This is a genomic window from Sorangium sp. So ce321 (assembly GCF_051530195.1).
GTDB lineage: Bacteria > Myxococcota_A > Polyangia > Polyangiales > Polyangiaceae > Sorangium.
This window is the reverse complement of sequence record NZ_CP150329.1, coordinates 1,077,794-1,104,138: the sequence shown is the minus strand read 5'-3', so window position 1 is coordinate 1,104,138 and position 26,345 is coordinate 1,077,794. Positions and strand designations below refer to the sequence as shown.

Annotated in this window: 21 protein-coding genes; 10 read left to right on the top strand and 11 right to left on the bottom strand. The window is 72.7% G+C overall.

Annotation, left to right across the window (positions count from 1 at the left end; translation table 11 throughout):
* Positions 1-45: 45 nt before the first annotated feature.
* Positions 46-4,356: a tetratricopeptide repeat protein gene (locus WME89_RS04260; protein ID WP_438007983.1), complete on the top strand. Its 4,311-nt coding sequence runs from the start codon at positions 46-48 to the stop codon at positions 4,354-4,356.
* 38 nt (positions 4,357-4,394) lie between these two features.
* Positions 4,395-4,883, top strand: coding sequence for an N-acetyltransferase family protein (locus WME89_RS04255; protein ID WP_438007982.1), 489 nt, complete (start codon positions 4,395-4,397; stop codon positions 4,881-4,883).
* A gap of 156 nt (positions 4,884-5,039) precedes the next feature.
* Here WME89_RS04255 and WME89_RS04250 read toward each other — a convergent pair whose 3' ends face one another.
* From WME89_RS04250 to WME89_RS04225, 6 genes are all read right to left on the bottom strand, one after another.
* The gene (locus WME89_RS04250; protein WP_438007981.1) at positions 5,040-7,169 is read right to left on the bottom strand and encodes a DUF4082 domain-containing protein; all 2,130 of its coding nucleotides are present in this window, start codon (positions 7,167-7,169) and stop codon (positions 5,040-5,042) included.
* A gap of 113 nt (positions 7,170-7,282) precedes the next feature.
* Positions 7,283-8,329: a glycoside hydrolase family 26 protein gene (locus tag WME89_RS04245; protein WP_438007980.1), complete on the bottom strand. Its 1,047-nt coding sequence runs from the start codon at positions 8,327-8,329 to the stop codon at positions 7,283-7,285.
* Positions 8,326-9,219, bottom strand: coding sequence for a hypothetical protein (locus tag WME89_RS04240; RefSeq protein WP_438007979.1), 894 nt, complete (start codon positions 9,217-9,219; stop codon positions 8,326-8,328). The genes WME89_RS04245 and WME89_RS04240 overlap by 4 nt, the downstream gene beginning before the upstream one ends.
* A complete protein-coding gene (locus WME89_RS04235; protein ID WP_438007978.1) occupies positions 9,216-9,776 on the bottom strand; it encodes an RNA polymerase sigma factor in 561 nt (186 codons plus the stop codon). The genes WME89_RS04240 and WME89_RS04235 overlap by 4 nt, the downstream gene beginning before the upstream one ends.
* A 190-nt stretch (positions 9,777-9,966) precedes the next feature.
* The gene (locus WME89_RS04230) at positions 9,967-10,983 is read right to left on the bottom strand and encodes a hypothetical protein (RefSeq protein WP_438007977.1); all 1,017 of its coding nucleotides are present in this window, start codon (positions 10,981-10,983) and stop codon (positions 9,967-9,969) included.
* An 87-nt stretch (positions 10,984-11,070) separates the two neighbouring features.
* Positions 11,071-11,670: a GNAT family N-acetyltransferase gene (locus tag WME89_RS04225; protein ID WP_438007976.1), complete on the bottom strand. Its 600-nt coding sequence runs from the start codon at positions 11,668-11,670 to the stop codon at positions 11,071-11,073.
* Between the two features lie 749 nt (positions 11,671-12,419).
* Here WME89_RS04225 and WME89_RS04220 point away from each other — a divergent pair.
* The 6 genes from WME89_RS04220 (at position 12,420) to WME89_RS04195 (ending at position 17,380) form a co-directional block, all read left to right on the top strand.
* On the top strand, positions 12,420-13,250 hold the full coding sequence (locus tag WME89_RS04220; RefSeq protein WP_438007975.1) for an ABC transporter permease: 831 nt from the start codon (positions 12,420-12,422) through the stop codon (positions 13,248-13,250).
* A gap of 28 nt (positions 13,251-13,278) precedes the next feature.
* The gene (locus WME89_RS04215) at positions 13,279-14,112 is read left to right on the top strand and encodes an ABC transporter ATP-binding protein (protein WP_438007974.1); all 834 of its coding nucleotides are present in this window, start codon (positions 13,279-13,281) and stop codon (positions 14,110-14,112) included.
* An 11-nt stretch (positions 14,113-14,123) separates the two neighbouring features.
* The gene (locus WME89_RS04210) at positions 14,124-15,155 is read left to right on the top strand and encodes an ABC transporter substrate-binding protein (RefSeq protein WP_438007973.1); all 1,032 of its coding nucleotides are present in this window, start codon (positions 14,124-14,126) and stop codon (positions 15,153-15,155) included.
* Between the two features lie 64 nt (positions 15,156-15,219).
* Positions 15,220-15,891, top strand: coding sequence for a glutathione S-transferase family protein (locus tag WME89_RS04205; protein WP_438007972.1), 672 nt, complete (start codon positions 15,220-15,222; stop codon positions 15,889-15,891).
* 25 nt (positions 15,892-15,916) lie between these two features.
* Complete coding sequence (locus tag WME89_RS04200) at positions 15,917-16,537, top strand: glutathione S-transferase family protein (RefSeq protein WP_438007971.1); 621 nt, start codon at positions 15,917-15,919, stop codon at positions 16,535-16,537.
* A gap of 306 nt (positions 16,538-16,843) precedes the next feature.
* Complete coding sequence (locus WME89_RS04195) at positions 16,844-17,380, top strand: hypothetical protein (RefSeq protein WP_438007970.1); 537 nt, start codon at positions 16,844-16,846, stop codon at positions 17,378-17,380.
* 45 nt (positions 17,381-17,425) lie between these two features.
* Here WME89_RS04195 and WME89_RS04190 read toward each other — a convergent pair whose 3' ends face one another.
* Positions 17,426-18,601, bottom strand: coding sequence for an acyl-CoA dehydrogenase family protein (locus tag WME89_RS04190; protein ID WP_438007969.1), 1,176 nt, complete (start codon positions 18,599-18,601; stop codon positions 17,426-17,428).
* A gap of 220 nt (positions 18,602-18,821) precedes the next feature.
* Positions 18,822-19,694: an isocitrate lyase/PEP mutase family protein gene (locus WME89_RS04185; protein ID WP_438007968.1), complete on the bottom strand. Its 873-nt coding sequence runs from the start codon at positions 19,692-19,694 to the stop codon at positions 18,822-18,824.
* Positions 19,695-19,871: 177 nt separating this feature from the next.
* Here WME89_RS04185 and WME89_RS04180 point away from each other — a divergent pair, with 177 nt between their 5' ends.
* Positions 19,872-20,714 carry an alpha/beta fold hydrolase gene (locus WME89_RS04180; RefSeq protein WP_438007967.1) on the top strand — a complete coding sequence of 281 codons (843 nt, stop codon included), beginning with the start codon at positions 19,872-19,874 and terminating at the stop codon, positions 20,712-20,714.
* A 101-nt stretch (positions 20,715-20,815) separates the two neighbouring features.
* Here WME89_RS04180 and WME89_RS04175 read toward each other — a convergent pair whose 3' ends face one another.
* From WME89_RS04175 to WME89_RS04165, 3 genes are all read right to left on the bottom strand, one after another.
* On the bottom strand, positions 20,816-22,174 hold the full coding sequence (locus tag WME89_RS04175; RefSeq protein ID WP_438007966.1) for an erythromycin esterase family protein: 1,359 nt from the start codon (positions 22,172-22,174) through the stop codon (positions 20,816-20,818).
* Between the two features lie 296 nt (positions 22,175-22,470).
* Complete coding sequence (locus WME89_RS04170; protein ID WP_438007965.1) at positions 22,471-22,710, bottom strand: DUF378 domain-containing protein; 240 nt, start codon at positions 22,708-22,710, stop codon at positions 22,471-22,473.
* Positions 22,711-22,898: 188 nt separating this feature from the next.
* Positions 22,899-23,717 (bottom strand): SIR2 family NAD-dependent protein deacylase, encoded by an 819-nt coding sequence (locus WME89_RS04165; protein ID WP_438007964.1) that lies wholly within the window; start codon positions 23,715-23,717, stop codon positions 22,899-22,901.
* A gap of 411 nt (positions 23,718-24,128) precedes the next feature.
* Between WME89_RS04165 and WME89_RS04160 the strand changes: the two genes are divergently transcribed.
* Complete coding sequence (locus WME89_RS04160) at positions 24,129-25,991, top strand: vWA domain-containing protein (RefSeq protein WP_438007963.1); 1,863 nt, start codon at positions 24,129-24,131, stop codon at positions 25,989-25,991.
* Positions 25,992-26,345 lie beyond the last annotated feature (354 nt).

Sequence of the window (26,345 nt, the reverse complement as noted above, 5' to 3'; positions counted from 1 at the left end):
GGGGCCTGCGGAGGCACTCGCAGGGCCCGCATCGGGTCGGGGAGCATGATCAAGGTCGAGTGCGACGGATGTAGATCGCCGTACCAGGTCGACGAGAAGCGCGTTCCCCCAGCGGGGCTCAGGATGCGCTGTCCGAAGTGCGGCACGAGCCTGCTGGTGACGAAGGGGGGCGCAGCACCTGCGCCGACGCCCCCGCCTTCGCCAGCGCCGACGCCCGCGCCGCGGGCTGGAGCGGGGGGCCTTCAGCTCTCCGAGCGGAGCGCACCGGCGATGCACGACGACGCCGATCTCGATCTGCCCGTGGCCGCCCCGGAGGACGTCGCGTTCCCCGCTGTCGCGCCGCCCCGGCGTCCGGGGCCGCCGCCGGCGCCGACGCCTCCCCGCCGCGCGGCGCCGACGGCCCCCGCGGCGCCGACGCCGCTGGCAGCCGCAGCGCCGGCCCCGCCCGCGCCGCGCCCCGAGCCGCCGGGGCCGGAGGTCTTCGGCGAGATCGGCCTGCCCGACGTGCCGGATCGCCCGGCCCCGTCCGATCGACGCAACGCCAAGACGGTGCCGCAGCGCCGCGGCTTCGGCGAGATCGACCTCATGGTCGAGCTCCCGAGCCCGACCGACGTCGAGGCGCAAGGGCTCGACCCCGACGACCTGCCGGTCGTCTATGGCAACGTACCCTCCGCGCAGGTGGCGCTCCCGGCGCGCTCGCGCGCGGAGTCCCGCACCGCCCCGGCGACGCCGGCGGCGTTCGCGGACACCGATCTGCCGGCGCGGGTCGATCCGCTCCCTCCGAGCAGCCGGCGCACCCTCGGGTTCGGCCCGCGGGACTCCGGGTTCGGCGAGCGCGACTCGGCGCCGGGCTCGCGCGACGCGGGGTTCGGCGGGCGCGGCTCGGCGCCGGGCTCGCGCGACGCGGGGTTCGGCGGGCGCGGCTCGGCGCCGGGCGCGCGCGACGCGGGGGCCACGACGCAGCCGCTCGGCCGCGGGCGCACCCGCGGGATGGGCGACGTCGCGCCGCCGCGCGTCGCCCCGGAGTACGACTTCGGCGACCTGGACGACGACGCGCCCCCGGCGCCGCCGGCGCGCACCAGCAGCGGCTCGATGTCGTTCGGCTTCGGCGAGCTCGAGCTGCCGCTCGAGGGCGACGGCGAGGCCGATCTGCCGTCGTCAGGCGACCTGCCCATCGTCGCCGGCGATCTGCCGAGCTCGGTCCCGGGCGTCATCGGCATGCCCTACCCGTTCTCGGACGCGGGCCTGCCCGTGCCGGCCTCCGCGCCGCTCCCCTCGCCGGTTCGCGCCGGGCTCCCGACGCCCACCGCGGCAGGCCTCCCGGCCCCAGCCACCGCGGGCTATCCCGCCCCAGCCACCGCGGGCTATCCCGCCCCGGCCACCGCGGGCTATCCCGCGACGGCCCCCGCGGGCTTCCCCGCCGCGGCGCCCGCGGGCTTCCCCTCGCGGGCCGGCGGCCCCGGCCTCCCCACGAGGGCGACCGGCACCGGCTTGCCCGCCGGGCCGGGCACCATCGTCGGCGCCGAGCTCTTCGACGAGGCCCCGCCGGACTACGACGACTCGCGCGTCGGCGCCGCATTCCAGGCGCCCGGGCCGCGCCCGCTCCCGCCGACGGCGCCCGAGCCCCCCAGCAGCGGCGCGATGCCCCCGGCCGACTTCGGCGACGAGATCGCCCTCGGCGAGAGCGTCTCGCAGAGCCCCGCCGGTGCCGCGCCCGCCGTCTACGATCCGTCCGACCGCTCCGCGAACTTCACGCAGACGCAGGTGGACGCCGACGATCGCGGCATCGAGCTCAGCGAGCCGCACCCCAGCGTCGGCGACGAGGTCGATCTGACCGGCGCCGGCACCGAGATCGGCGACCTGAGCGCCGGGCCGGACGCGCAGGCCGACAAGCCCGCGCCTGCCCAGGAAGCGCCGCCGCAGAAGTCGAAGATCAAGCGCTACGTCGTCGCGGCGCTCGCCGTCGCCGCCGTGGGCGGCGGCGCGCTCGCGCTCGTTCCGGACGTCGGCGCCTTCGGCGTGAACCTCATCAGCGACCGGCTCAACGTCTTCACGTACGAGGCGGCGCTCGCCGATCTGCGCAAGCGGACGCAGGCCGCCCTCGCCGAGGACACCGCCTCGGCCGCGAACGGCGCTCTGAACGACGCGAAGTCCACGCGCACCAACGCCCCGCGCCACCGGGCGACCATGGCCTACGCCGGGTACGTCGCCTTCGCGCGGAGCGTCCGGTTCGGGCACCGGACCATCGACGACGCCTTCGGGAAGGAGATGGTCACGCTGGCGAGCTCCCACCCGAGCGACCTGCTCACCCTGGCCGTCGCGGCGCAGGACGCGGCCACGGGCCAGCTGCCGCGCGCGCGGCAGGCGACGCAGGCGCTCGGCGCCCAGCTCAAGGACGACATCGACGTCGCCGTCCTCGCCGCCGAGATCGAGCTCGCCGCCAAGGACGCCCCCAAGGCGACGGCGGCGTGGCAACGCGCGAACGACCTCCAGAAGAGCGCGCGCACGCTGTTCGGCCTGGCCCGGGCGCAGCTGCTCGCCGGCGAGGCGGCGAGCGCCGAGGCGAGCGCGAGGAGCGCGATCGAGGCCTCGCCGAACCACGTCGGGGCGCGGACCCTGATCGCGTCGCTCATCTGGCAGACCACGGCCCGCGAGCAGGAGGCGCTCGATCTGCTCGGCAAGGTCACCGGCGACGGCCCGGTCCGCGCCGCCGCGAGCGACCCCGAGATCGTCGACGCGTACACGCTGCTCGGCACCATCCACCTCTCCCGGTCGCGCATGAGCGCGGCCGAGCAGGCGTTCGCCGCCGCGGTGAAGCTCGACCCGCAGGCGGTGAGCGCGCTGATCGGCAACGGCGAGGTCCTCTACCGGTCGGGCCGCTACTCCGAGGCGCAGGCGCGCTTCGAGGGCGCGGTGCGCGCCGACGCCCAGAACCTCGCCGCGCACCTCGGCAAGGCGAAGACCTGGCTCGCCCAGGAGCGCATGAAGGAGGCGAAGGACCTCCTGAAGGGGCTGCAGAAGACGCACGCGGCGGATCCGCAGGTCGCGTACTGGATCGGGCGCACCGAGCTCGCGCTCGGCAACAAGAAGGAAGCGGAGCAGGCGTACCTCGACGCCGTGAAGTCGACCGAGAACCGCCCGGAGGTCGTCGACGCCTACGTGGCGCTGGCCTCGCTCCTGTCCAGCCTGGGCCGCAACGAGGCGGCGGCGGCGAAGCTGTCGGAGGCGACCGCGAAGTTCCCGGACCTGCCCGCGCTGCACAAGGCGAAGGCCGAGGTAGCGCTCCAGACCGGGAGGTACGAGGAGGCCCGGCAGGAGCTCGAGCTGGCGCTCGCGAAGGAGGACGACCTCGGCAGCCAGTTCAAGCTGGGCGTGGCCTACCGCCGGCTGCGTCGGTTCGACGACGCGGCGCGCGTGTTCGACAAGGTCACGGCGGCCGACAAGGACTACCCCGGCCTCGCGCTGGAGCGAGGGCTCCTCTTCGAGGAGACCGGCCAGAGCGAGCGCGCGCTGGAGATGTACGCCGACGCGCTCCGCAAGGCGCCGGACGACATCGATCTGAAGCTGCGCGTCGGCTCGACGCAGGTCATGGCGGGCCACGCGGTCCAGGCGGAGCCCATCCTGCGCGATGTGCTCAAGGGCAAGCCGAACTCCGCCGAGGCGAACCACTTCCTCGGCCGCGCGCTCCTGATCCGCGGCACGAACATGGCCGAGGCGCTGCGCTTCCTGGAGCGCGCCTCGGAGCTCGACCCGAACCGCGCCGAGTACCACCTCTACGTCGGCTGGGGCGCGAACGAGACGGGCCAGACGGCGCGCGCGGAGGTGGCGTTGAAGCGCGCGCTGGAGCTCGACGCGGAGCTCGGCGACGCCTACTGGCAGCGCGGCGTCCTGTTGCAGAAGCAGGGGGCGAGCCGGGACGCGCTGGCCGATCTGCAGATCGCGCTCGAGAAGCGGCCGTCGCGCTACGAGGCGTACGCCACGATGGCGCTCTGCTACCAGGATCAGGGCAACTGGGCGGCCGCGGAGGAGGCCTGGCGCAAGGCGATCGCGGCCAACGACAAGGTCCCCGAGTGGCACTACCGCCTCGGGAAGATCTACGCGTCGCGCGGCAACCGGGCCGGGACGGCGAGCGAGATGGAGCAGGCGGTCACGCTCGGCGAGGCGCCGGAGCGCTCGACGCCGCCGTGGCTGTTCGACGCGCACTTCCTGCTGGCGGAGGCGCTCCGCGCGACGAACGACCGCGAGAGGGCGGTCCGCCACTACCAGCGCTTCCTGGAGACGGCGCCGACCGACAACGCCTACCGGCGCGACGCGGAGCAGGCGCTGGAGAGCCTGGGGGCGGGCAAGGGACGCTGAGCGCTGAGCGAGCGGCCTTCGCTCGGCTATCCTGGCGGATGCACCCGGCCATCACCACCCGCCCCGCGAAGCGCGCCGACATGCCCGAGGTGGCGCGCTTCGCCGCGGAGCTCGTCCGGCTCCACCACGCCCTGGATCCGCACCGCTTCCTGTGCCTGGAGCCGATCGAGCCGGGCTACGAGCGCTGGCTCACCAGCGAGCTCGCGAACCCCGGCGCCGCGATCGTCGTCGCCGAGCGCGACGGCGCCGAGCCGGCGCTCGTCGGCTATGCCTACGGTCGCCGGGAGCCGCGCGACTGGAACAGCCTGCTCGACGCCTGCGGCGTGCTCCACGACGTCTACGTCGCCGAGCCCGCGCGCCGGCTCGGCGCGGGCGCCATCCTGCTGGAGGCCGTCATCGCGCGCCTCCGCGCGCTGGGCGCGCCGCGCGTCGTGCTCCACACCGCGACGCAGAACGCCCCCGCGCAGCGCCTGTTCGAGCGGTTCGGCTTCCGCCGCACGATGATCGAGATGACGCTCGAGCTCTGATCAGCGCGCCTCGTGCCCGCCGGGCGCTGGCCCGCTCCTGCGGGCGCACCGGGCGGCGCGGCCACGATGCCCCCCGGTCGAGCGCGTGGCGCGGCGCGGCCGGGGGAGCGGCGGGCCCTGGCGGAACTGGGCAGCGCAGGACGCTGCCCGTCCGGCTCACGGCGTGATCTTGTAGATGTGGTACGCGTACTCGGCCGCGAAAGAGTCCGCGAACGCGCCGCCGTTGATGGCGATGGTGCGGTCCTCGTGGAGCACCTGGACGGTGGAGCCCGCGAGGCCGGGCGGCAGCGTCAGCGTGTAGCTCCCGGTCGGCTTCGCGCGCCCGAGCATCGCGAAGATGTAATAGGAGCCGTTGTGCTCCTTGAGCATCGTGTCGAGGTTCGCGTTGAAGGAGTACGCATACGACTGCGTGTTGAGCACGGGCGCGAGGTCCTTGATGCGCAGGTTGGTCTCCTTGACCTTGGCGCGCTGCGTGGCGTAGCAGGGCTCGCGGAGCGCGTGCTGGGTCTCGCACGGGCCTCCGAAGCTGTGGTTGAAGTAGATGATCCCGCGGGCCTCGTGGATCAGGGACGACATCACCGCGCCGGCGACCTGGTCCGCCGTGATGCTCGGAGCCGAGTCCTCCGTGAAGGGGTGGCCGACCTCGATGAACGCCCAGATCGGCTGGCGCTTGCCGTCCATCCCGTCGAGGTGTCGCATCCTGTCCATGGTCACCCCGTAGTTCGCGGCGAGCCGGCACGTGGACGACGGGAGGCCGAGGAACGTCTGCATCTCGCCGCAGATGTTGGGATCTGTATACCAGTAGAGATCATTGGACACGACGTGTGTGTACGCGTTGACGAACTGCTGCGCTTCGCTGTCGCTCTGCCAGAGCATCACGCCCTTGCCGTAGTTCGCATAACGCACGCGCCCGTCCGATGGCGTGTCGTTCACCAGCGTCTGCATGACGGTGTAGCCGCACGACGCGCTCGAGGGGTTGCAGATGGAGCCCTCGCCAGGATAGTTGCCCGTCCACGCGGCGGAGCCCGCGCCGGCCCACATGTCCGGCTCGTCCGTCAGCATGTGGCCGACCGTCTCGCCGCTCTTGCCGCTGACCCCCGCGATGGCGAACATCCCGTTCTGCTTGATCAGCGGCATGTTGCTCGAGCCGGTCAGCTCGACATAGGTGTTGATCCCGGCGTCCTTGTCGAGATCGATGTCGCTCTGGCCGTAAACGCCCTCGAACCAGACGCCGATCGGGAAGAACACCGGGTTGTCCCAGGCCGCGGCATCGGTGTACGAATACGCGCTGTAGTAGGAGGGCCCGCCCTCCCACGCCACGCGTGGCAGGTTCAGGCTCCCGCCCCCGCCGGCGGGGTTGTTGACCGTCACGGCGCGCGAGACGCTCGCAGTGTTGCCTGACGTGTCCGTGGCGCGCACGGTCAGCGTGTGGCTCCCGTTGGTCAGCGGCAGGGTGTTCAGCGAGTACGTCCAGCTGCTCGTGCCGGTGACCGTGGTGAAGCCCCCGGCGTCCACCTGGAGCTCGACCTTCGAGAGCCCCGCGTCGTCGGAGGCGGTGCCCGTGACCTGCGCCGTGCCGGTGAGCGTGGCGTTCGCCGCCGGGGAGGAGATGGCGACGGCCGGCGTCGCGTCGCTCGAGGACCGGAAGAGCACGTCGACCCAGTAGTTCGAGCCTCTCCACGTGCTCGTCGGGAACCCGGAGGTGCCGTACTTGTAGACGCCGTTGCCGCCGGACTCGCCGTCCCTGAAGGCGTAGAGGGGGCCGCTCGCGCGGCCGGCGCTGGAGAAGTAGCTGTTGTTCGCCGAGTATCGCCCGTTCGGCGCGTGATAGCTCACGACGTAGGTCTGGTTCGCCTGGATCGGGACGGGCGCGTCGAAATGGGCCACCTGCCAGCCGCTCGCGCTCTCGTTCATGAACGTGACGGACGCGAGCGCCTGCCCCGCTGCGCTCCAGAGGCGCCCGGTGTGGGTCCCCGTGTTGCTGCTGCTCTTGTAGAAGCGAACCCCGGTGACCTGACCGGCGACGCTCGATCGGAACTTCACGCCGAGCTCGACGGCCTGAGTGTCGCTGTCTGCCAGGATGGCCGGCACGTCCGCGTCCGACCACAGGCTGACCTCCGCGCCGAGCACCGGCGCGGCGACCGTCGTGTCGGCCGGATCGAGCGTGGTCCCGGCGGGGTCATCCCCGAGGACGCAGCCGCTGGACATCAAGAGCACCGCCATCATCGAGGCTCCCAGTGCGGTGGTCAGCCTCCTTCGCGCGAACAGATCGATACGTCGAGCCATGATGAGCTCCTTCCGGTTTGGTTGCGTGGTCTCGCGCCGGCGGGCAGAGCTCCGCCTGGAGCGCAGCGCCGGCGCGGTGCTGTTACTTCACGATCTCGGGGCCGACCTCGGGGTCAGGGCCCCCAGAGCTTCTGGTAAAGGGCCGAAGCCCGGGGCGCTTCGACCGGATCGTGCAGAGACGTGCAGAACTCGCCCGCGTTCGGGTCGTTGTAGTACGTCTCGTACGCCATCACGTCGGCGTTGGCCGCGAACGTGTCGTGCATCTTCTGGATGAAGAACGGATTATCGCCGCCGGCGTCGCCGAAGCCGTTGCACGTGACGACCGCCCACTGGCCCACGCCCACGCGCTTCCCGTGAGCGCGCGCGAGCTCGATGACCGCGCACAGGCCGTCAGGGCCGTTGCACTGCTGGGTCCATGCAGCCTCGTCGGGAGACGAGGGCGTCATGTCGAAGGTGTCGACGCCGATGACGTCGACGTACTCGTCGCCCGGGTACGCCGCGGAGGCGTCGCCGCTCGCGGGGTTCTGCGTGCCGTGCGCGCCCCTCGACCAGTCGAAGAGCGCCCGAGGGGCCGCCTCGCGGACGGCCGTGACGACATGCTGATAGCAGGACACCCACGCGATCGGGTCGCTCGCGCTCCACTCGACGTCGTTCCCGTTGAACTGCCAGGCAAGGCGGATGATCGAGCCAGCGCGATCGTGAGCGACGAGCGTCGCGCCGAGGGTGCGCCAGTGATCGTCGTACTCGCCTCGCGCGCACGCCGCGAGGCTCCCGCCGATGCCGATCGGCCAGAAGGGGAGCGCGATGACGAGCTTGCCCGTGAAGCCTGCGAGCCCCTCCAGGACGCCGTCCGGCTGGGTGATGCCCGGCCAGCTCGTGTAATCGGTGATCGCGAGCACGACGTCCGCGGGGCGACCTCGGTATGACTCCCACGCGGCGATCCGATCGAGGTCTTGCGCGTTGGTGCCCGAGGGCCAGGGCAAGCCGGAGAGCGCGCCTCCCGGCTGTGCGCCGGGCTCACTCCCATCGAGGCCAACGCCATTGCTGCCGAGCGACGAGTATCCTCCCGCTTCACACCCGAGGCCGAGCAAGAGCGACGCCGCTGCCCCGAACAGGGGGCGGAGGTCGGCGGGCCGCGTGGAGGCTCGCCGCCGGTTCATTCGCGCCTCCCCTTTGCGTGCGCCGGGGGCGGCGGGGCATCCCCCGCGCACGCGCGCCGGATCCGCTCGCCGAGCGGGGAGCGCGGGTGCTGTCGCAGAAAGCGCTCGGACGCGGCCCGCGCCTCGGCCGTGCGGCCGAGCCGGCACAGGGTAAGGATGTGCGCCGCCGCCCGCTCCTGGCCGAGGATGCCTTCGGTCGGGTTCGCGCGGCGCGCCTCGAGCATCTCGAGGGCCTCGTCGTCCTTGCCCGCTCCCAGCGCGGCGCGCACGTCGCGCAGGAGCTTCGCGTCCTCCTGGAAGCCGTTGTCCAGCGCTCCGGCGGACGGGCTCGCGCTCCTCGACGACGCGGCCGCCCTGGGCGAGGGCGCCGGCCGCTCCTCGCGCTCCTCCGCGGGCCCGGGCGCGACGGGCGCTTCGTGCGTGGCGCTCTCGGCCTCGGCGAGCGAGCCCTTCATCCGCGCGACGATCGCGGCGCTCGTGCTCACGACGGCGCTCGTGGACAGGCGCGCCCCCAGCGTGTCGCTCCGCGCGGAGCCGCGCGTGAAGAGGTGCGCTGTCACGGCGACGGCCGCGATGGTCACCCCGATCGCGATCTTGCCGCCGAGCGTCCCCAGCCCGAAGCTCACGCCCGCCTTCACCGCGGGCGCGGGCGCGGCCGCGGTCGCGGCGAGCGCAGGCGCGGCCGCACCTGCGCTCGCCGAGGTCGCGGCGGCGTCAGCCGTCGCAGCGGCCTTGGCCGGGGCCAGGGAGGCGGCGCCCGCGACCCCCGCGGCGATGCCCAGCCGCTGGAGGAGCTGCGCGCGGTATCGCGCGTGCTCTTCCGGCGTGAGGCCCTCTTCGTGACGGGCCGACGCGATCAACGAACGCGCCTCGCGGCTCAACTCGCTCATCGGGGGCTCCCCATGTTCTGCTGCGCGCGGCGGCGCGAGAGGGCACGCTCGAAGGCCTGGCGCGCGGCGCGCAGGCGCGAATAGACCGTGTTCACGTTCAGCGAGAGCGTGTCGGCCATCTCCGGCACGCTCATCTGCTCGAGCTCGGCAAGCACGAAGACCTCGCGCTTGTCGTCGTCGAGCGTCTCGAGCAGGGAGTAGAAGAGGCGGATCTCCTCGGCTTGCGCGGCGCGCTCGAACGGCCCGTCCGAGCGCTCGGCGGCGAGGCTGTCCGGGTCCACGCCCGCCGCAAGGGCCTCGCGCTCCGGCTTCCTGCGGACGAGCGCGCGCCGGTAGTTCCGGGCAATGCGCAGCGCGATCACGAAGAGCCACTGCTTGACGTACGCATGCGCGTGAAACTCACCGAGCCGCCGGTGGACGACGACAAAGACCTCTTGCAGCGCGTCGGGGAGGTTCGACTCGACGACGCCGAGGCGGCGCAGCGACCGGTACACGTAGTCGGCGTAAGCGTCGTAGAGCGCCTCGACCGTGAGCTCGCCCGGGGCACGCTCGCTCAACGGCGGCGGGCTCGATGGGGCGCGAGACACGGGCGTCTCCGCGGTTTGACCGGCAGCGAACGAGAAGACCACGTGGAACTAACTGTCCGCCCCCGTCCGGATCCGTGACGAAAAAACGAGGGGGAGGGAAACATCGTTCGGGCTTCTCGTGCTGTCGCAAGAATGCAGCGAGCGTGAGAGGCTGTTCGGCTCAGAAGGAAAGTTCCAGTCCCACGCTCGCGCGCCCTGCGACCGCCGAGGGTTGGTGCACGAGGCCCACGTCATCGACGCCGAAGCGCTCTCGCCGCGTCGGGATCAGGAGCGCGGCGTGGGCGGCCGCGCCGAGCGGGCCGATGATCGAGAAGCGCGCGTCGAGCCCCGCGGAGAAGGACAGCCACGTCGCCGATGCGCTCGCGGGGAAGCGCACGCCGAGCCCGGTGCCGGTGAGGTGATCGAGCTCGAGGCCGCCGCAGAGCGCGACGGGGAGCGCTGCTGGCTCGCCGCAGCCTTCGACGCCGACGACGGCGAGCCCGAAGGAGCCCCCGATGGGCGTGCCCTCGGGGCCCGACGCGATCGTCGTCGAACGACCCGGCCAGAGCGCTCCATGGAGGCCGAGGCGCACGCGGCGATGACCGAGCGCGACGCGGGCGCCCACGCCGAGCGACGCGCCGGGCAACGTGCCCAGGTCGCCGGCGGCCGCGAGGCGCGCCGTGAGGGTGACGCGATCGCCCGGGTCCACCTCGCTCGGCTTCCTGGAAGGCGCCGGGACGGTAGCAGGCGAGGCGCTGGCCGCGGCTGCGTCGGGGGCTCGGGGCGGAGGAGGTGATGCGGGCGTCGCAGGGCCGGCGCCCGTCGCGCTCTCGCGAGCGGCCATGGCTTCGGGGTCGATCATCCACGCGAGGATCACCACGGTCGCCTCGGCCATCGCGCGGCACGATCGCTCCTCGATGACACGGACGCCCTGGGAGGAGCCCATCCAGGTGACGAGCTCGACACGCCAGCGCCCCTCCGCCTCGCGATGAACGTCGGCGCTCGCGCGGACAGGCGCTTGCTCACGCGTGGGGGCGGGCCCCACGAGGCGCTGCACCTGCTCGATCACCTCGTCCCTGGACGGGCAGTCGCTGCCCTCCGGCGTGCGCCAGACCAGCGACACGCGCGCGCCATCGTCGCCGGCGCTCGCCGCTGCGGGCGCGGCGAGCACGGCGAGGGCGATGCAGGGGTGCGCCACACGGCTCCACGAGCGGCTCATCGTGGCGGCCAGGCTCCGATCAGGGGCTCGGGCTCGTCCAGCGCATTCGTCAGCGAGCACCTCCGCTCATGGACGGGGCCGGCCTTCCCCGGCGCGCCCCGCAGTCTGCGCCCACACCATGGTGTCGCGCGGCTCGCCCGCGGGCGTGAGGGCATTGGCCTCGAGCGTCGTCACGTGTCGATATCCGAGCCGCCGGGGCACGGCGGCGCTCGCGCTGTTCCGCGGGTCGCAGCGGATCTCGACGCGGCTCAGCCCGAGCTCCTCGAGCGCGACCCGCGTCAAGCTCGACACGGCCTCGGTCGCGTAGCCGCGGCGCGTGGCCGCCTCGCGGAGCCAGTATCCGATCTCGATCGCATCCGGGCCGATCCGCGGGTGCAGGCCCGTACCCCCGAGCACCTCGCGCTCGTCGCGCGTGAAGATGCCGTAATGAAAGTCGAGCCCTGCCGCGAAGTCGTCCCGGAACCTCTCCAGGAGCGAGACCGTGGCCTCGAGAGGCAACGGCTCGCGCACGGCCCAAGGCATCCAGGGGCGCAGGTGCGCAAGGCTGGAGTCGATCGCCTCCCTGATCAACGGGGCGTCCCCGGGCTGCCACGCGCGCAGCGTCAGCCGCGCAGTCACGATCCGGGCCGGCGGGCGCTTCCCGGCGTCGAGGTGAGCCGTCGTCACGCCACGGAGCTTACAACGCAAGCCTCCCATGCACATCCATGCACATCCCGCGCGACGCCGATCCCCGGCAGCGGCCATCCCGTCCCGGGTCCGTCTGACCCGACCGGGACGTCATCGCTCCCTCGACGAGCGTCTTGACCTGTCCGCTATAACAGACTAACGTCCGCCATAGAAGAGTGAGGCAGAGAACAGCGGCGCTCCCATCCGGCGCGTCGGGGGGAGACCTGCGCCCACGCCCACTCTCGGATGACCCGCGCGAGCGGAGGCGCCACGCGATGGAGTGGCGCGGAGTGCGGCGCTCGCTGTCGCACCCGCGCGCAACAAGGCACGAGGAGGAAGGATGAAGATCTGAACATGCCCTCAGCCCGAGACGCTCGACGTCTCCCGGGCGCTTGACGTCATTCGCTCCCCGCTCCGCAACGGCGCCTCCCGGCGCCCCGCACGCCAGCGGAGCGCCGGTCGAGCAAGCCGGCCCCGCCAGGCCAGCGTGGCATGTGCGCCCAGCAGGCGGTCCAGGGAGCCGGCACGGCATCGCAGGACGCCGACACAACCGCCGACACACGCCGGCTCGACTGCTGCCCCAGCAACACATCACCAGCAAACCGTGCTCCTGTCGCAGCAAGTCCATGTCCGCCATGACGGATTGCGATCCGTTCCGGCGACAGCGCTCTGGCACGTTACCTGCTCCGACTTCCAACGTAGAACGACCAACGATTATCCACAACACGACGACAACGACGGTCCGTGAGATGACGCGTACTCGATCGACGATCGCTGCCGACGGCGCGCGCTCCGCGCCTGGGGCCGCGCGGCGCAGCTGGAAGGATGTCCGATGGCCCCGGGTCCTCGTCCTCCTGTTCCTGCTCTTCGCGTGGCAAGCCGTGACGTCGCTCGGGCTCGTGTCGCCGCGCGTGCTCGCGTCGCCGAGCACCGTCGCGCACACCGGGCTCACGCTCCTCGCCAGCGGGGAGCTGCCGCGCCACCTCTGGGTGTCGCTCGGCAGGGTCAGCCGCGGGCTCGCCCTCGGCGTGAGCGCCGGGGTCACGCTGGCGCTCGTCGCGGGGCTGTTCCGGCTCGGCGAGGACCTGCTCGACGCTCCCCTCCAGATGCTCAGGACCCTCCCCGTCCTCGCCCTCGTGCCGCTCTTCATCCTGTGGTTCGGCATCGGCGAGACGCCGAAGATCGCGCTCGTCTCGCTCGGCACGTTCTTCCCCGTCTACGTGAACACGTACGCCGGCATCCGCAGCGTCGATGACCGGCTCGTCGAGGCCGCGACGACGCTGGGGCTCGGCCGCCTCGACCTCGTCGCGCACGTGGTGCTCCCCGGCGCGCTCCCGTCCGCGCTCGTCGGGCTGCGCCACTCCATGGGCGTCGCCTGGCTCGTGCTCGTCATCAGCGAGCAGATCAACGCGACGGCAGGGATCGGCTACCTCATGACGAACGCGCGGGAGTTCCTGCGCACCGACATCATCGTCCTCGGTCTCGTGATCTACGCCCTGCTCGGGCTCAGCACCGATCTGTTCGTCCGATGGCTCGAGCGCAACGTGCTCAGCTGGCGCGCGGCGTTCGCCGGCCGGTGAGGCCGGTGAGCACCCTGTGGAGGCCCCTTTGATCGACTCGAAGCCTGGTCCCGCCGTGCGCCTCCGCGACGTCCGGCGGACGTTCGGAGCCCGCCCGGTGCTCGGCGGCGTCGACCTCACCCTCCGCTCCGGCGAGTTCGTCGCGCTGCTCGGCGCGAGCGGCTCCGGGAAGAGCACGCTGCTGCGGGTGCTCGCGGGGCTCGACGTCCACGCGACAGGCGACGTCGTCGTCCCGGCCAGGCGCGCCGTGGTCTTCCAGGAGCCGCGGCTCTTTCCGTGGAAGAGGGTATGGCGGAACGTCGCGCTGGGCCTCCCTTGCCCGCCGGGCGAGGCGAGGCGGCGCGCGCACGCCGCGCTCGCGGAGGTGGGGCTCTCGGACCACGCGGACGCCTGGCCGCTCACGCTCTCGGGCGGAGAGGCCCAGCGCGCGGCCCTGGCCCGCTCGCTCGTGCGCGAGCCGGAGCTCCTGCTCCTCGACGAGCCGTTCGGCGCGCTCGACGCGCTCACGCGGATCCGCATGCACGGCTTGCTGGCCGAGCTCTGCGCCCGCCACCGCCCCGCCGTGCTGCTCGTCACGCACGACGTCGACGAGGCGCTCCTGCTCGCCGACCGCGCGCTGGTCCTCGCCAGGCCGCCGTCGCCCGACGCCGGGAGCGCGATCACGGCGGAGCTCGCGATCGATCTCCCGGCGCCGCGTCGGCGCAGCGGCCACCGGTTCGCGGCGCTGCGCAGCGCCCTGCTGGCCCACCTCGGCGTCGACGGCGACGAGCCGGGCATCGAGCCGGCACCCCGCCCCTCCCGGGCGGCCTCGCCCGCCTTCGCCCCCGCCGAGGACCGCGCGCTGCCGGCTGTCGTCTCCTGAAAGGAAGGACCATGTCCACCGCCGCCCTCGTCGATCTCCGCGCCCTCCGCGCCTCGCTCCGTCGCGCCGCGGCGGCGCTGCTCGCCCTGTCCATCGCCGCCTGCTCCAGGTCGGGGGACCCGCCCGCGCCGCCCGGGAGCGGCGATCAGCCCGCGGTCGACCTCGGCGCCGTGACGCTCCGGATCGGCGAGCAGACTGGCATCGTGAAGAGCGGGCTCGAGGCCGCGGGCCAGCTCGAGGGCGTCCCCTACAAGATCGAGTGGGCGACGTTCACCGCCGGCCCGCCGCTGCTCGAGGCCATCAACGCCGACGCGGTGGACATCGGCGCCGTCGGGGACACGCCGCCGATCTTCGCGCAGGCCGCCGGGGCGCCGATCCGGATCGTCGCGGTCACCCGGAACCGCCCCGAATACAAGGCGATCCTGATCCCCCAGGGGTCGAGCATCAAGGCCTTCCGCGAGCTCAAGGGCAAGAAGGTGGCGGTGGCCAAGGGCTCCTCGGCCCATTACCTGCTGCTCGCGGCGCTCCGCCGGGACGGCCTCGGCATCGTGGACATCGTGCCCGTGTACATGAACCCGAACGACGCCCAGCCGGCCTTCGCCAACGGAGACGTCGACGCCTGGGCGGTCTGGGAGCCCTATGTGGCCAACAACGTGCGGCAAGGGGCGGTGAAGCTCCTCGACGGCAACGGGCTCACCGACGCGCTCGCGTTCCAGGTGAGCAGCGAGAAGGCGCTCGCCGACCCGGGCAAGGCCGCCGCGATCGCGGACTACCTGGTCCGCTCGCACAGGACCCAGGAGTGGTCGAACGACCACAAGGACGTGTGGGCGCGCAAGTTCGCCGAGGTCACCAAGCTGCCGCTCGAGGTGGCTCAGGACATGTTCGCGCACCACGAGCCGAGGTACGTCCCGCTCGACGGCGAGATCGCGGCGGCGCAGCAGAAGATGGCGGACGCCTTCGTCGAGGAGGGCTTGCTGCCGCAGAAGATCGAGGTCTCGAGGGTGTTCGACGAGCGCTTCAACCCCCGCGCCTCGGCCCGATGAGCGCGCCCATCGACTCCACGACAGGACAGCTTTTTGCGTGGCGGACGCCACGAAGGAGAACAGGATGACGAAGCTGCGACTCTACAGCGCGAAGGCGTGCCCCTTCGCCCACCGCACCCGGCTCGTGCTCCAGGAGAAGGCGATCGACTTCGAGCTCACGGAGGTCGATCTGCAGAACAAACCGCCGGCGTTCGTCGGCGCCTCGCTCTATGGCAAGGTCCCGGCGATCGAGCACGAGGGACACCGCATCTGGGAGTCGGCGATCGTCAACGAGTACCTCGAGGAGGTCTTCCCCGAGCCCGCGCTCCTGCCGAGGGAGCCCGGGCGGCGCGCCCTGGCGAGGATCTGGATCGATTACGCGAACACGCGCCTCGTGCCGGCGTTCGCCCAGCTGCTCAGGGCCGAGACGCCCGAGCAGGAGGCGGAGGGGCATAAGGCGCTCGGCGACGTGCTCGCGTTCATCGAGCGGGAGGCGCTGGCGAGGTCGTCGAACGGCGGGCCCTACTGGCTCGGCGCCGAGGTCAGCCTCGTCGATCTCTCCTTCTATCCATGGTTCGAGCGGCTGCCGGCGGTGGGCCGCCTCCGCGGGTTCTCCATCCCGGCGGAGCACACGAGGCTCCTCTCGTGGCTCGACGCCGTGCAGGCGCGCGACGCGGTCCGCGCCATCCAGAGCCCGGTCGAGTTCTACGTAGAGCGTTACGCGAAGTTCGTGAAGCCGGCGGCGACGGCTGCCTGAGCGGCGCCGAGGGACGAGGGACATCATGCTGAGACTCTGGGGTCACAAGAATTCTTCCAATGTGCAGAAGGTCCTCTGGGCGCTCGACGAGCTGAAGCTCGATTTCGAGCGCGTGGACGCCGGCGGTCCGTTCGGTCGCGTGAAGGAGGCCGACTACCTCACCCTCAACCCCAACGGGCTGGTCCCGACGCTCGAGGATGGGCCGCTGGTGGTCTGGGAGTCCCACGCGGTCGTGCGGTATCTGTTCGCGCGCTACGGCTCGCCGCCCCTCCAGCCGAGCGACCTCGCGGACAGGGCGCGCGCCGACGCGTGGACGGACTGGCAGTTCGGGACCCTGTGGCCCCCGGTCCGGACGCTCCTCGTGCAGCTGGTGCGCACGCCGGAGGAGCGCCGCGATCAGGGCGCGATCGACGCCGCGCGCAAGGCGGCGCTCTCCGCGCTGGGGATCCTGGACCGGGAGCTGTCGCGCCACCCGTGGGCCGCAGGAGAGTACTTCACGTTCGCCGATATCCCCCTCGGGGTGGCGGCGCAGCGGTGGTACAACCTCCCCATCGAGCGGCCCGCGCTCCAGCACGTCGACGCGTGGTACGGACGCATCAAGCGCCGGCCGGGCTTCGAGCGCTGGGTCGACCTGCCGCTCTCGTGACGCGCGCGGCTGCGACTGCGGCTGTGGCTGATAGCCTGACGCGGACTGACGCGGGCTGACGCGGGCTGACGCGGACTGATGCGGGCTGATGAGCGCCCTGACGCGCTCCTGCCAGCCCGCCTGCTCCTCGCTCATCCCTGCTTCCGCTTGCGCCCGCGGTGTCGTCGGGTATTCTAGCGGTCCGGGTGCGCAGGGGCGCCCGTCCCGCCGAAAAGAAGCCTTCACCCTGCGCGCTGTGATCGACGAATTTGCGGTTTTTCCTCGGGCCGGAGGGAGCGGGTGTCGGCCAGCGCTGAGGAGAACGCAATGGTCGATCCCATTCGAGAGCTCAAGGTCCGGGCGGAGATCCTTCACCGGCGCGTGCAGGCCCACGAGCCATCGGCGCTCCAGCGCCTGCGCGCGCTCCCCGAGCTCCGCGCGGCGAGCGACGAGGCGCTGCGGGACGCCGCGTCCACCGTGCAGCGCAAGCACTGCCTCGCGGTGGTCGGCCGCGAGGTCGGCTTCAGCGGCTGGCAGCACGCGTCGCGCGTCCTCCAGGGCGACGAGGGCGAGGTGGACTTCGGGACGGCGCTGTACGCCACGCGCTGCGCGGTCCACCTCAACCACTGGTGCGCGTCGTACGGCGAGGCCCGCGCCCTGCGCGCCGAGCGCGGCGGGTACCTCCTCGCCTACAAGCGCCATTTCCTCGTCGTGGACGGCGACTTCATCAGGACGCTGGGCCTCGACCCGGACGACCCGGACTGGGCCGCGCTCGGCTGGGACTGGGTCCGGCCCCGCGACGCGGGCGCGCGACAGCGGCTCTACGGCAAGCTGCTCGCGAGCCGCGCGGCCCTCACGGGCTGACGAGAGAGCTCCTTCCCCCGAGCTCCGCCGCGCGCGAACGGCCGTTCAGAACATGGACAGCTCGGTGTCGAGGCCGAGGAGCACGCGCCCCTGGACCTCGCGCGTGTGCGGGGCGACCATCGCGTGCTGCGTGACGGCGTGGACGTCGCGGAAGCAGCGCTGAAGAGGGCTCTTCGTGTAGAGCGCCGTGCCGCCGCCCGCCGAGAAGGCCAGATCGACCGCGCGGGCCGCGCCGAGGACGGCGTTCGTCGCTGCGAGCCGGACGCGAGCCCGCTCCTTTATCGTGATCGGCTCGCCGGCGTTCACGGCATTCCAGACGTCGCGCACCGACTCGAACAGATACGCCCTGGCCGCGCCCAGCGTGGCTTCGGCCTCGGCCGCGACGAGCGCTGTCGAGGGCCGCGTCGCGAGCGACGCCGTCATGCCGTAGGGGGTCTTGGTCGCCGCGAGGCGGACGAGCTCATCGAGGGCGGCGCGCGCGATGCCGAGCGAGGTCGCCGCGACAGCGCTCGCCAGCAAGCCGAAGAAGGGGAACGCGAAGAGAGGCGCCGGATAGCTCGGCGCCCTCATCGGGAGACGGATGCACCGGCTGCTCGGCACGAAGACGTCCACGACCTCGAAGTCGTGGCTCCCGGTGCCGACGAGGCCGGACACGCTCCACGTATCCAGGATCTTGCACTCGGAGGCGCGGAACAGCGGCACGACACACTCGGGTATTCCCACTGGCAACATGCGCGGCGCCGCCCCGTCGAAGACCACCGCGGTGCCGCCCAGCCAGTCGCAATGGTGACAGGCGCTCGCCATCGCCCACCTCCCGGTGATCCGATAGCCCCCCTCGACCTCGACGGCGCGCCCGGTCGGCGCGAAGACGCCAGCGGTGACGGCATCCGGGCTCGCGTACATCTCCTTGCCCCCCTCCACCGGGAGGTACGCGTCGAACGCGCCGGTGGCGCCGCAGATCATCGCGCACCACCCCGCCGCGCCGTCGGCGCGCGAGAGCTCCTCGATGACCTCCAGCGTCGTGATCGGGTCGGCCTCGACCCCGCCCAGCGCACGCGGGCGGCACAGGCGGAGGATCCCTGCCTCCCTGAACGCCTTCGCGACGGGATCGGGCAGGCGGCGCTCGCGCTCTCCCTGATCCGCGTGCTCCTTGACCAGCGGGACGAGGCTGCGCGCCGCGTCGAGGAGCGACGCGGATCCGGCGGAAGCGATAGAGGCCATGGTTCCCTTCGCGTCGCGCCCCGTGCGCGAACGCCGAAGACGATACAGGATTTCGCCCTTGTCGAGGGGGATACCTCTGCATCGACCCAGGCGGCGCTCGGCTCATGAACCGATGAACGCCGACGTCCTACACCGCGGCAAGACTCCCCTCTTCCCGCGCCGAGGAGCGCTCGAGGCCGCGCCGCGCGGCGGCCCTCCGCGCCGATGGCGGCTGCCCGACTCACCCCTTCCCGGGCGGCGGCTGCGCGTAACGCTCCTCTTCGGCGTAGTATGCAGGGAAGCCGACGATCTCCTGGAGCGCCCCGAAGCTCATCCTGGGGTCTGGGTGCTGGCCGGCGCGCAAGGCCGCGAGCGCCTCGCGCATGGCGGCGGCAGCGACGGAGAGCAGGGTGAGCGGATAGGCCGCGATCTTGTAGCCGAGCGCCTCGAGCTCGGCCGGCGGCAGCACCGGCGTCTTGCCGTGATCCACCATGTTCGCCATGGCCGGCGCCCGCACCTCCCGGCAGAACGTGCGCATCTCCTCGACGCTCTCGGGCGCCTCCAGGAACACGATGTCGGCGCCGAGGTCGGCGAACGCCCTCGCCCGCGCCAGGGCCTCGTCGAAGCCGTGGGTCTGCCGCGCGTCGGTGCGCGCCATGATGAGCACGCCCGCGCCCTCGTCGCGCGCGTCCACGGCGGCCCGCACCCGGGTGAGCGCCTCGTCGCGGGGCACGACCTGCTTGCCGCGCGTGTGGCCGCAGCGCTTGGGGGCGACCTGGTCCTCGATCATGACGCAGGCGAGCCCGGCCTGCGCATGGCCGCGCACCGTGCGCTTCACGTTCATCGCGTTGCCGTAGCCCGTATCGCCGTCGCCGATCACCGGGATCGACACAGCGCCGCAGATCGAGCGCGCCTGGTCGACCATCTCTCCATAGGAGATGAGCCCGGTGTCCGGGGCGCCGAGGCGCGCGGCGGAGACCGCGAAGCCGCTCATGAACGTCAGCGAGAAGCCGGCCTGCTCGATCAGGCGCGCTGAAAGCGCGTCGAAGCAGCAAGGCATGACGAGGAGGCCGGGCGTCGCGAGGAGCTCGCGGAGCTGCTGAGCTGAGGACACGGCGCGACGATACCAGGGCCGGCCGCCCTGCAGGCAAGCGCGAAGACGCGAGACGCGGCGCGCGCGACGGGCGCTCCGCGCGATCGCAGCGGGCGCGGCGCGCCTCGCGATCCTGTTGCCGACCCCCGCGCTCGAGAGGCAGGATGCGGCCGCGATGGATCCTCACAGGAGAGAGGCATGAGCACGGTTTCCTCGAGGGAGATCGCGATCGACGGCCGGCCCGCCAGCGTCCACGTGGGCGGCCAGGGCGAGCCGCTGCTGCTGGTGCACGGCGGCTGGGGCGGGGCGTCGATGTACTGGGCGCCCGTCTGGGACCAGCTCGCGGAGCGCTTCCAGGTGATCGCGCCCGATCTGCCGGGCATCGGCCGCACGGACACGCCGGGGCTCGGCCCGCTCGGCGCCTACGCGCGCTGGCTCGAGCGGCTCCTCGACGCCCTCGGCGTCTCCAGCGCGTGGTGCGTCGGCAACGCCTTCGGCGCAGCGGTCGTGTCGTGCTTCGCGACGCAGTGCGCGGCCTGCTGTCGAGGGCTCGTGCTCGTCAACGGGGCTCCCCTCCCCCCGCTGTCGCGGGCCGTCGGCTGGCTGGGAACGCAGCCGCTCCCCCGGAAGATGCTGCGCGCCCTGGCGGTCAAGCAGGCGTATAACCCGAGGATCCTGGGCCGCGCCTACGCCGATCCCGGCCGCGCCCCCGCCGCGCTGCGGGACGTCCTGAAGCAGGCCAGTCCGCCTCAGGTCGAGGCGGTGATCGACGCCTACATCCACGGAGGCCCCAGGGCTCCGCTCAGCCTGACCCCCCTCATCCTCTGGGGCGAGGCGGACCGGCTCGTGGGCAGCAGCGCGCGCGATGCGAAGAAGCTTCACGCCTCGCTGCCGGGCTCGCAGCTCACCTTCATCCCGGCGACAGGGCACATGCCGCAGGTGGAGAACCCCGAGGCGTTCGTCGACGCTGTGTCGCGGTTCATCGAGGCGCGCTCGGCCGCCGCCCGGCCGCGCGGCCTCGGCGGCCGGATGGACGCCTGAGCGCCGGCCGGGGCGCGCGGGCGGGCCGTTCCTTGTCTCTTCTCCGCCTCTTCTCCTTTCCTCGCTCCTGCTCTCCCCGCCAGAGCGCCTGATCCCGGCGCTCACACCCCGGTCGGGTACGTCTCCGCCTCTCGCTCGCGCGACTCGGCCCTCCACTCCAGCGGCCTCACCGCGCTCGTCTCGTCGATGTGGATCACCGCGTCGAACTGCTCGCTGAGCCTCGCGTGGAAGTAGTGGCTCGACCGCTCGGTCTCCGGCAGATAGAGCACGCCGATCGCCCGCTCGAGGGAGCGCTCGCGCAGCGCCTCCACGAGCTCGGGGCGCGCGCCCGCCTGCGGCCTCAGGTTGAGCCAGAAGCGCGGCAGGCCCGTGTCGTGGAAGAGCCGCTCGTAGCTGTTCGGCAGCGACGGCCGGACGCGCTTGATCTCCGCGGGCTCGCCCCACTCGGAGGCGGCCATCACGGTCCCTGTGTGCGTGGAGAAGCCGACGAGGAACGCCTCGTCGCCGAAGCGCTCGCGCATCAGCTGGCCGACGTTCCACTCGCCGCCCTCGCCCATCTGCGTCGCGCGCGCGTCGCCGAGGTGCGAGTTGTGCGCCCAGAGGACGGCCCTCGTCGGCGCGTGGAACCGGTCGAGGTGCGCGACGAGCGCCGCGACTGTATCGACCATGTACCTGTCGCGGAGGTTCCACGACGACACCGGGCCGCGGAACATGGTGCGGTAGTACTCCTCGGCGCTCTGCACGAGCCGCGCGTTCTGCTCGACCTGGAAGTACTCGTCCTCGGCGACGCGCCCGTCGAGCGTGGCGTACTCGGCCTGCTTCTTCATCAGCTCCGTCAGCTGCTCGACGACCTCGCGCTCGCACGAGCCGCTCAGCTCGAAGCCGGCCGCGTACCCGTACGCCTGCGGGTCGTCGCTGAACCGGTCGAAGCAGCCGTAGCGGCGCCGCGCCCGCCTGGCGGCCTCCGGGTCGACGCGATCGAGGTACTCGAGCACCGCCTCCATCGAGGCGTGCAGGCTGTACAGATCCATCCCGTAGAAGCCCGCCTTCGCGTGCCCGCGCGGGACGCCGGCGTTGTGCTCGCGGAGCCAGCTGACCAGGCCGAGGACATCCCGGTTGCGCCACATCCATTGCGGGAACCGCTTGAAGCCGCCGAGCGCTTCGTCGGCGCTGCCGTCGTCGTCCGTCCCGCGGACATAGCGGTTCACGCGGTACGCGTCTGGCCAGTCGGCCTCGACGATGACCGCGGTGAACCCCTTCTCGGCGATGAGCCGCCGCGTGATCTGCGCGCGGGCCTGGTAGAACTCGTGCGTGCCGTGGGTGGCCTCTCCGAGCAGGACGAACCGGCTGTCCCCGATCGCGTCGAGCAGGGCGTCCTGATCGCGATGGCGCGCGGCGCCGCGCAGCGGGTGGGCGGCGTCGCGGACGAGGGCGATCACGGGTTCTCGAGAGCTGGGCATGGTGTCACTCCTTCGTCGCTCGCGTCGCTCGCAGCTGCGGCCTCCTCACCGTGGCTGGAGCGTCGCGTCCGCCGGGCCGATGCGTCCGGCGAAGGGCGACTGCCAACCTCTGCTGCTGAGCTCGCTGTTCCATGGTTCCGGGACGTGTCTCTGGACAGGCGCAGAGTTGCAAGACCCGCGCCGGAACAGGCCACGATCTCGGGAGGGGCCCGAGGCTCGGTCGCCCTGGACCGCGCCCCGCATCGCGCCCCGGCGCGCCTGGTGTGCGCGCCGGATGTCGCGTCGAGCGGTGTCGATCACGGCATCGTGGAGACCCGCGTGCGCTTGTCGATCTGGACCGAGGCGTAGAGGAGGTAGAGCCCGGCGAGCCCGACGAGCACGTAGACGATACGGCTGATCGCGCTGTACGTGCCGAAGAGGGCGGCGACCACGTCGAACTCGAACAGCCCCACGAGCCCCCAGTTGATGGCGCCGATCACGACGAGCGCGATCGCGGCCCACGTTAGCCCTGAAATCCCACGGTTGACCTGTTCCATGCCCCGGCACAAGCACGCGCCGCGCCGCGCGATGCGTGCACCGCGCGCCCGCTGCGGCGCGCCGGCCGCCGCGCTGACGCCGCCGGCTCGCGCGGAGGAGGCCGCTCGCCGGCGCGGGCGCCGCGGGCCGGGTCAGGCTCGGAGCGGGTGGCCCTCGCGTCGCCGGCGCGCCGCTCGGGGCGCGGCGCTCAGCTCGGGTAATCCGGCGCGACGTCGAGCAGGAAGGGCAGGACCTCCCCCGCGCCGCCGGTGAACACGAAATCGCAGAGGCCGGTGACCGCGCTGGGCTCGACGTTGACCTCGGCGATGAGGGCGCCGTGGCGCTTGGCCAGGGGGACGAAGCCGGCGGCGGGGTACACGACGGCCGAGGTGCCGACCACGAGCAGCAGGTCGCAGCCGTCGACGCCGGCGGCCGCGGCGGTGAGGTCGCGCTGCTGGAGGGCCTCGCCGAACCAGACCACGTGCGGGCGCAGCACACCGCCGCAGCCGCAGTGGGGCAGCTCTGCAGCCGTGAAGCGGCGGGCGCGGGTGTCCGGGTCCGGGGAGCCGCTGCCCGCGAACGCGGGCGCGATGGGCACGTCGCGGTTCTCTGTCACGCTCCCGCACGAGAGGCAGCGCACCTGCCACAGCGAGCCGTGGAGCCGCACGACGTCCCGGGAGCCCGCCTGCTCGTGCAGGCCGTCGATGTTCTGGGTGATCAGGGTGAAGGCGCCGCCGGCGTCCCGCCACCGCGCCTCCAGCTGCGCCAGCGCGCGGTGGCCCGGGTTCGGGCTGCAGCCGAGCGCGCGCTCGCGGCGGTGGTTGTAGAACTCCCACACCAGGCCGGGATCGCGCTGCCACGCCTCGGGCGACGCGAGGCTCTTCGCGTCGTGGCGCCGCCACAGCCCGCCGGCGCCTCGGAACGTGGGGATCCCCGACTCGGCCGAGACGCCGGCGCCGGTCAGCACCGCGATCTTCCTGGAGCGGCGCAGGGTGGACTGGAAATGATCGCGGCTCGTTGCGCTCATCGCGGACCTCCCGAGGAGAGATGGAGCAGAAGGCGGGGAGCGGAGGACGGTCGTCGCGGCCCGTCCTCCCGGGTCGCTGCCCAGCGTAGCGCACCTCCCGGAGGCGCGGCGCCCGCGCATCGTCGATCGCGGGTGTAAGCCCGCCGAGGCGGCCGCGTTCTCCAGGCACTCGGACGCGCCGGGCCCCGCCACCGCGAGCCCGGCCGCGAGCGTCCCTTCGTCTGCGCGCCGGAGAGCCCGCGCCGCGCGGCTCTCGAGAGCGTCGAGGGGGCCTGTCTCGCCCTGGAACATGGAGCGGAGAGCCGCGCGTGCGGCGCTCCCGAGGACCTGCGTGGGGCCCGGCGATCACGGGCTCACGAGAACGTACTGCGGGGATCCGCGCTCGCGATCCCCTTCTAAGGAGGACACCTCATGCGCACCCTGCCGTTCGTCGTCGCCCCTGCTCTCCTGACCACGTTGCTCCTCGGCTGCGGCGGGTCCACGCCTGCCGCCATGGAGCCCTCCACGACGCTGCGCGCGCCGGAATCGCCGATGGGCGCCGCCGCGCCGCCCATGCAGCCGGAGTTCGACGCGAAAGAGGGCGAGGGCCGCGCGTCCACGGCAGCGCGCGAGAAGGCCGAGGAGGCCGCCCCGGGCGCCTCGCTGGCCGCGCCCGCGGACGCTGCCCCTGCCCCGCTCGCGCCGCCCCCGGCCGCCGCGCCGGCGCTCCCGTCGGCGCGCGCCGACGCGGCCAGCAAGCCGGAGGCGCGCGTCGCGACCGCGGGCGCGGCGCCGGCGCCCAAGAAGGCGCCCGCCCCGGCGCAGGTCGCGGCGGCGCGCCCCGCAGCGCCGCCCGCGCCGCCCGCGGCGGTCGCCGTCCCCGCGCCCGAGCCGCAGGGCAGCGAGTCGTACCGCGACTACGGCGTGAACCCCGTGGAGGACCCCGCGAAGGACCGGCTCTCGACGTTCGCCATCGACGTGGACACGGCCTCTTACGCGATCGCGCGCCGCAAGATCCTGGAGGGCTCGCTGCCGCCTTATCAGGCCGTCCGCGCCGAGGAGTTCCTCAACTACTTCGACTACGGCTATGCGTCCCCCGCGACAGGCCCGTTCGCCGTGCACCTCGCGGCCGCGCCCTCGCCGTTCACGGTGGGCCACCACCTCGTCCGCGTGGCGGTGCAGGGCAAGCGCGTGGCGGCCCGGGAGCGGACGCCGGTGCACCTCGTGTACCTCGTCGACACGAGCGGCTCGATGCAGGCGTCGGACCGCATCGAGCTCGCGAAGAAGAGCCTGCGGATGCTCACCGAGTCGCTGAAGCCGGGGGACACCGTCGCGCTCTGCACCTACGCGGGCAGCGTGCGGGAGGTGCTCGCGCCGACAGGCATCGAGAGCAAGGGGAAGATCCTCGCGGCGATCGCGGACCTCACCGCCGGCGGCTCCACGGCGATGGCGAGCGGCATCGACCTCGCTTATGGCCTGGCGGAGCGGACGCTGGTGAAGGGTCACGTCAACCGCGTCGTCGTGCTCTCCGACGGCGACGCGAACGTCGGCCCGACCTCTCACGACGAGATCCTGGAGACGATCAAGCGCGCGAAGGACAAGGGGATCACGCTGTCCACGGTCGGCTTCGGCCAGGGCAACTACAAGGATCTGATGATGGAGCAGCTCGCCAACCAGGGCGACGGCAACTACGCCTATATCGACAGCGAGGCGCAGGCGCGGCGGGTCTTCTCGGAGCAGGTCGGCGGGATGCTCCAGGTGATCGCCCGCGACGTGAAGATCCAGGTCGAGTTCGATCCGAGCTTCGTCAAGAGCTACCGTCTCATCGGCTACGAGAACCGCGACGTGGCCGACCGGGACTTCCGGAACGACAGGGTGGATGCGGGCGAGATCGGCGCCGGGCACAGCGTGACGGCCATCTACGACGTCGAGCTCAAGGCCTCCGCGCTGAAGGGCGATGGCGCGGCGCCGGTGGTCGTGCGCCTCCGCCACAAGGCGCCGCTCGGCGCGGACCGGGCCGAGGAGACGATGTTCCGGATGGCCGCGGGCGCCGTCGCCCCCACCTTCGACGCGGCGCCGGCCGACTTCCGCTTCGCGTCCGCGGTGGCTGGCTTCTCCGAGATCCTGCGCCGCAGCCCGCACGCGCGCTCCTGGAGGCTCTCCGACGTCGAGAAGATCGCGAGGGCCGCCGCGTCGAGCAAGGGCGATCAGCAGGAGTTCATCGGCATCGTCCGCCGCGCCGGCGCGCTCGCCGGCGGCAGGACCGACGCCGTGGCCGCGAAGGCCGCCGACTGACCCTCCCCTTCCAGCGCGGCTCGCGTGGAGCGCGGCCGGCGAGGCGGGACGTCACGGAAGCGGCGAGCGGTCAGGAGAGTAAGAGAGAGGAGAAGACCGCCAAGCCGCCAAGAGAGAGAGCAGGAGGGAACATAAAGTTCTTTCTCTCTCCCCTTGGCGGCCTGGCGGTTCAAATTCTCTTTCTTTGCATCGGTGCTCGGCCCCGTCTGGTGCATGGGACACAGAGCAGCGCCTGACCACACACACCGGCGCCCGGGGTGCTGGGCCAGAGGGTCGTGGCGCCGAGCCTCGCCACATGGATCTATGCTCGGCCAAAGACCGCGGGTATGCTCTGTCACGGCAGCTCGTCACCGA

Coding starts and splice junctions, on each gene's coding strand:
- WME89_RS04170 (WP_438007965.1), bottom strand. CDS start 22,710: ATGGAACAGGTCAACCGTGGGATTTCAGGGCTAACGTGGGCCGCGATC.
- WME89_RS04255 (WP_438007982.1), top strand. CDS start 4,395: ATGCACCCGGCCATCACCACCCGCCCCGCGAAGCGCGCCGACATGCCC.
- WME89_RS04175 (WP_438007966.1), bottom strand. CDS start 22,174: ATGCCCAGCTCTCGAGAACCCGTGATCGCCCTCGTCCGCGACGCCGCC.
- WME89_RS04240 (WP_438007979.1), bottom strand. CDS start 9,219: ATGAGCGAGTTGAGCCGCGAGGCGCGTTCGTTGATCGCGTCGGCCCGT.
- WME89_RS04210 (WP_438007973.1), top strand. CDS start 14,124: ATGTCCACCGCCGCCCTCGTCGATCTCCGCGCCCTCCGCGCCTCGCTC.
- WME89_RS04165 (WP_438007964.1), bottom strand. CDS start 23,717: ATGAGCGCAACGAGCCGCGATCATTTCCAGTCCACCCTGCGCCGCTCC.
- WME89_RS04245 (WP_438007980.1), bottom strand. CDS start 8,329: ATGAACCGGCGGCGAGCCTCCACGCGGCCCGCCGACCTCCGCCCCCTG.
- WME89_RS04200 (WP_438007971.1), top strand. CDS start 15,917: ATGCTGAGACTCTGGGGTCACAAGAATTCTTCCAATGTGCAGAAGGTC.
- WME89_RS04250 (WP_438007981.1), bottom strand. CDS start 7,169: ATGGCTCGACGTATCGATCTGTTCGCGCGAAGGAGGCTGACCACCGCA.
- WME89_RS04190 (WP_438007969.1), bottom strand. CDS start 18,601: ATGGCCTCTATCGCTTCCGCCGGATCCGCGTCGCTCCTCGACGCGGCG.
- WME89_RS04180 (WP_438007967.1), top strand. CDS start 19,872: ATGAGCACGGTTTCCTCGAGGGAGATCGCGATCGACGGCCGGCCCGCC.
- WME89_RS04260 (WP_438007983.1), top strand. CDS start 46: ATGATCAAGGTCGAGTGCGACGGATGTAGATCGCCGTACCAGGTCGAC.
- WME89_RS04220 (WP_438007975.1), top strand. CDS start 12,420: ATGACGCGTACTCGATCGACGATCGCTGCCGACGGCGCGCGCTCCGCG.
- WME89_RS04195 (WP_438007970.1), top strand. CDS start 16,844: ATGGTCGATCCCATTCGAGAGCTCAAGGTCCGGGCGGAGATCCTTCAC.
- WME89_RS04205 (WP_438007972.1), top strand. CDS start 15,220: ATGACGAAGCTGCGACTCTACAGCGCGAAGGCGTGCCCCTTCGCCCAC.
- WME89_RS04160 (WP_438007963.1), top strand. CDS start 24,129: ATGCGCACCCTGCCGTTCGTCGTCGCCCCTGCTCTCCTGACCACGTTG.